Annotated in this window: 1 protein-coding gene; it reads left to right on the top strand. The window is 38.8% G+C overall.

What is annotated here, in order from left to right; all coding sequences use genetic code 11:
- Window positions 1–716: 716 nt before the first annotated feature.
- Window positions 717–5,486 (top strand): autotransporter outer membrane beta-barrel domain-containing protein (locus ACFIMI_RS09380; protein ID WP_375692509.1); only part of this gene is annotated, 4,770 nt, incomplete at its 3' end.

Raw genomic sequence — 5,486 nt, 5'->3', positions numbered from 1 at the left:
CATGGTGATGTAAGTTATCAACAAAAGCTTCAGAAAACTGGTATAAGTGGTGCAAGCTTTTCAGGTGGCATGCGCTACCAGTTTTAAATCAAGGCTGTAAAAATAGCCTATTCATTCTATTCAATTTAACAAAAAGGGCAGCACAGTATGCTGCCTTTTTATCTCTCCCCTATTCTTTTCTACCAATACACACCGCCAACATTTTTCTTTAAGAAAATTAGTTAAAAAACTCAAGACAATAAAATATCGCGCTTTTAACTAGTAAAAATATCCCTTGAAAAAAACTAAAAGTCGATTGAAAAATCAATGAGCGCTATTTTATCGTAACCGTGTTAAAGAAAAACATGAAAGCTATGGTATCATCTTTGGTTTCATGATGTTGGAAGAGATCCCTATCAGGCTCAAGTATACAGTTTTTTGAAATTTTCTTGCCTATTTCTTTTCTTTAAGCATAAGCAACAAGTTTTATGCAAACATAACACATATCTTGAATAGAAAAACTTATAATACTTACATAATATTAACATAATGTATTCATTTAATACTAAATGAATTTAAATATAATACATTATATGCTAAATGTATAAGTTAATTTATACTTTACACAAAAATAAAAATATCCTATTCACGTTCCATCTCTAAAATATCCATCCATTTGATATCCTTCTTATAAGCGGGGGAAGAGTGTGTGGCTCTTATAAGTTAGGAAAATCTTGATGTGTAAAAAATCCCTTTTATGCTGCACAGCTGTCATAGCTGTCATGCTATTCAACACCCATCTCAATGTATATGCTGAAACTCTTGAAGTTTCCGGCGAGAAAAAAGAAGTATCTAACACAACGTATGAGATTATTAATGCGAAAGACAACGGGAAAATCACCGGCACACATTTAACTGTGGTTGGGAATAAAGACACGGATATTTATGCTGTAACAGCTGACGGTCTTGGCAGTGCGATTACATTACTGCAAGACACAGCCATTAAAGGAACTGATTTTGACATTCGTCTTGGTCTTAATGCAAAAGATGGTGCTACAATCAAAATGACTGGAGGCATTATTACGGTTTCTGAAATTGGCGCTTTCTTCGAAAACAGTATGAATGATAAAAATAAGCTGGAAGGTGTAACAATATCAAGCGGTAAAGATGGCCACTTCATGGACAAGGGAATAAATGCCGACAACAAAAGCAAAGTTACTTTAGAAAACGTAACAGTTACGCAAGCAAACACCAGTATATTTGCAAATGATCATTCTGAAGTAACGATTTTAGGAGGAGAATTTGATGGAGAACTCAAAGGAATATCTGCTACGGAAGGCAGCGCTATTACTTTAACCTATAGTGAATTAGCCGATAATAAAAAAGGCAGTGTTCAAGTTACATCATCTCATGGTGACGGACTCTATGCAAATGGTGCACAATCCACAATCACAATGATAGGAGGATCAGTCACTGGAGAAAATACAGCATTACTTGCAGAAAATGGCGGACATATTGACGTCACAGATGTTACTTTAAAAAAAGATGGCACCGGAATCGGTGCAATAGCTAATGATGTTGAAAGCACAATTGAACTACACGGAAATACGGTAATTAATGACGCTGTAATTGGGCTTTATGCAACAAACGGTAGCACAATCACAATGACTGGAGGAACCATTACGGCTTTTGAAACTAGTGCGTTCTTCAATGAGAGTAAAAGCGATAAAAACAAATTAGAAAATGTAACCATTACTTATGCAAATACCAGCATAAGTGATCAAGACAAGCTAGAAAGTGTGAAAACATCGGACAATGAATTAGACCCTGGATGGGAAAGTGAATTAGAAAATGAAAAAGAAGAGTTTTTATACACAGGAATAACGGCCTTTGCCGGAAGTCATCTCACTTTAGAAAATGTAACCATTACGCACGCAGACACCAGCATATCGGCAGAAGATGGTTCACAAGTAACGATATTAGGAGGAGCATTTGATGGAGAACACACAGGGCTATACGTAATGAACGGCAGCTTCATTACTTTAGCCAATAGTAAAGAAGGCAGCGTTCAAGTTACATCATCTGATGGTGATGGACTCTATGCAGACGGTTTATTCTCTACAATCATAATGATGGGAGGGACAGTGACTGCGGGAAATAGAGCATTATTTGCACAAAAAGGTGGATATATTAAGGTCACAGATGTTGCTCTAACAACGATGGACGGAAACGGATACGGGGCAGCTTCCACCGATCCTTACAGCTTTATTGAATTGGATGGAGAGACAACGATTACTAATGCTATAAATGGACTTGATGCGGAAAACAGTGGTGTCATCATAATGACGGGAGGAGCTGTAACTGCAAAAAGCGCAGCATTGTTTACCATGAACGGTGGATATATTAAGATCACAGATGTTGCTCTAACAACGATGGACGGAAACGGATACGGTGCAGCTTCCACCGATCCTGAAAGCTTAATTGAATTGGATGGGAAGACAACAATTAATAATGCTCTCATCGGACTTTATACAGAAAATAGTGGTACTATCACAATGGCGGATGGAACTGTAACTGGGAAAAGCGCGGCAGTACTTACAAAAAGCGGTGGACATATTAAGGTCACAGATATTGCTCTAACAACAATGGATGGCAACGGATACGGTGCAGCTACCAGCGATCCTAACAGCTTGATTGAATTGCATGGAAAGACAACAATTAATAATGCTTTCATCGGACTTTATACAGAAAATAGTGGTACTATCACAATGGCGGATGGAACTGTAACCGCAACAAACATGGCACTGTTTGCAGCAAACGGTGGACATATTAAGGTCACAGATGTTGCTCTAACAACAATGGATGGCAACGGATACGGTGCAGCTACCACTGATCCTGACAGCTTGATTGAATTATATGGAAAGACAATAATTGATAATGCTTTCATCGGGCTTAATACAGAAAATAGTGGTACTATCACAATGGCGGGTGGAACTGTAACCGCAACAAACATGGCATTGCTTGCAAAAAGCGGGGGACATATTAAGCTCACAGATGTTGCTCTAACAACGATGTATGGTAACGGATACGGAGCAGCTACCTCCGATCCTGAAAGCTTGATTGAATTGCATGGAAAGACAACGATTAATAATGCTTTCATCGGGCTCAATGCAGAAAACAGTGGTGCAATCACAATGACGGGAGGAACTGTAACCGCTGCAAACATGGCATTGCTTGCAAAAAGCGGTGGGCATATTAAAGTCACAGATGTTGCTCTAACAACAATAAATGGTAACTATGGCGCAGCTACCACCGATCCTGATAGCTTGATCGAATTGCATGGAAAGACAACAATTAATAATGCTTTCATCGGGCTTAATGCAGAAAATAGTGGTGCAATCACAATGACGGGAGGAACTGTAACCGCTGCAAACATGGCAGTGTTTGCAAAAAACGGTGGGCATATTAAGGTCACAAATGTTGCTCTAACAACGATGTATGGTAACGGATACGGTGCAGCTACCACCGATCCTAATAGCTTGATTGAATTGTATGGGAAGACAACTATTGATAATGCTGTAACCGGACTTGATGCAGAAAATAGTGGCACAATCATAATGACTGGGGGAACAGTAACTGCGACAACCATGGCATTGTTCGCAATGAATGGTGGACATATTAAGGTCACAGACGTTGCTCTAACAACAATGGATGGCAACGGATACGGTGCAGCTGCCAGTAATCCTTACAGCTTAATTGAATTGCATGGAAATACAGCGATTAGCAATACTTTCATCGGACTTTATGCAGAAAACGGTGGCACAATTAAAATGAATGGAGGGACCGTAGCAGCAAAAGGATCAGCATTTGTTGTAAAAAATAGCGGATATATTGATGTAACAAATGTTTCTGCAACAGCAGAAAACAGTGGCATAATATTTGATAAATCCGAGGACGATAACGCCTTAGAAATCAACTTGACAAATACAAAGATTCGCACTGAAAATAGTATTGGAATTAACGCAGACCAATCAATCGGTATAGCCAATCTCAAAAATTCAGAAATCAGTGCCGATATTTTATTAGCAGCAAAAGCTTCAACTAAAGAAAGTAATTTTGCTTTTACATTAAATGCTAATCACTCGGTATTAAAGGGAAGAGCAAAAATTGCAGAAAACAGAACCGTACGCTTTGATTTGACAAACAAGACAACATGGATATTGAAAACCAGTACAAAAGAAACCGATGATGACGGAAAACTGCTTGCTATTGCTCAAAGGTCACGTTCTGATATTTCTGTGCTCAATCTTAATGATAGTTCTATTGTTTTTAATAGACCGGTAGAAGATCATTATCATACATTGCATGTAGGATCTGGAATACCAACCATTCTAGCAGTCTATAATGCCTTTGGTGAGGCAGAAATTCATTTCAACGCTATATGGAGTGATGGTGTTGCAATAGATGCACAAAAAACCGATAGGCTTCTCATTCACGGTGATGTAGCAGGCACCACAACAGTTTATGTCAAAAGTGTTTCAGGGGATAAAGAGAGCGTAGAGAATGCTTCTACTCCTTCAAATATAGGTGGACTTTCACTTATTCAAGTTTCTGGAGAAGCAAAAGAAGACTCCTTTAAATTGAAAAATGGCTATACCACCATAGGAGGAACTCCTTATAAATATACGCTAACTGCCTATGGACCAGTCTCAAGCTATGGCAAAGCCAATGCTAACCAAAACTTATTCGATGAAAAGGATAAAGATTTCTGGGATTTCCGTTTGCAGCCTGAATTTTTTGACACCGATTCAAAAGTAAGAGCAGTTGTACCACAAATGGCAAGCTATTTGGTTATGCCAAATGCCCTCTTTTATACTGGATTGGCCGATATGGCCAAGCAAAATGCACTTTTAGCCAATATGAGAACAACAGTCTTGGGAGAGCAGAAAAATCTAAAAAACAGTTTTTTCCTCTCTACCTATGGGGGTACAGGAACCTTATCCTCGAAACGCGGTCCCCTTAAATATGGTTATGGTGCTGATATTCGCTACGCCGCTATACAAGGTGGGGTTGCATTGACTACGTTAGAAGGGCACAGCACTACTACACATCTTGGTCTTTTAGGCACCTATGGGCGGCTGTCTTTCACTCCAAAAGAGATGCAGGATGCAAGTAAAAGCACTTTAGATAAATGGTCTCTCACTGCCTATAGTAGCGTACAGCATGACAGTGGTTTCTATATGGATACACTTTTATCCTATGGAATAATAAAGAGCGATATCACCAATGCTATCATTGGTAAAACCGCGAAATTGAACAATGTAAAAATGTTAAGTATTTCCACCACCGTTGGCAAACAATTTTCTACCGGAATGGAAGGTTTAACATTTGAGCCCCAAATACAACTTGCTTATCAACATTTGATGTTTGATACCATTGAAGATGCTGATAATTTTACCGTTGATATGAAAAATCCTTCTCAATGGTTGATCCGTGTTGGTGGACGT

The sequence above is a fragment of the Bartonella sp. AP4SXKL genome (assembly GCF_042195845.1).
Classification (GTDB): domain Bacteria; phylum Pseudomonadota; class Alphaproteobacteria; order Rhizobiales; family Rhizobiaceae; genus Bartonella.
This window is presented reverse-complemented; position numbering and strand designations above follow the sequence as displayed.